Origin of the sequence: Rugamonas aquatica, from assembly GCF_009380215.1 — a bacterium.
Lineage (GTDB): Bacteria > Pseudomonadota > Gammaproteobacteria > Burkholderiales > Burkholderiaceae_D > Rugamonas > Rugamonas aquatica_B.
This window is the reverse complement of sequence record NZ_WHUG01000052.1, coordinates 1-342: the sequence shown is the minus strand read 5'-3', so window position 1 is coordinate 342 and position 342 is coordinate 1. Positions and strand designations below refer to the sequence as shown.

1 protein-coding gene is annotated in these 342 nt (G+C 66.1%); it reads left to right on the top strand.

Annotation, left to right across the window (positions count from 1 at the left end; genetic code table 11):
• Positions 1-342, top strand: a 342-nt coding sequence (locus GEV02_RS33910; RefSeq protein ID WP_152841920.1) for a hypothetical protein, incomplete at both ends; no start/stop codon positions are given.

Genomic DNA, 342 nt, shown 5'->3' with positions numbered 1-342 from the left:
CAAGGCGCTGACCACCGACCAGATCGTCGCCTTGGGTTCGGCCCAGATCGGCGCGCTGACCAGCGCCCAGATCGCCGGCATGAGCAGCGGCCAGATCGCCGCCATCGAGACCAACGATATCGGCGCGCTGAAAACCGCCGCCATCGCTGCCTTGACCACCAACCAGACCGCCGCCCTGAGCACCGACCAGTTCCAGCAACTGAGCACCGCCCAGATCAGCGCGATGACCACCGCCAACCTGGCCGTGCTGACCACCGACCAGATCGTTGCGATGAGCTCGAACCAGTTCGGCGCCCTCAGCTCGAACCAGTTCAACGCGCTGTCGACCACCGACATCGCCGC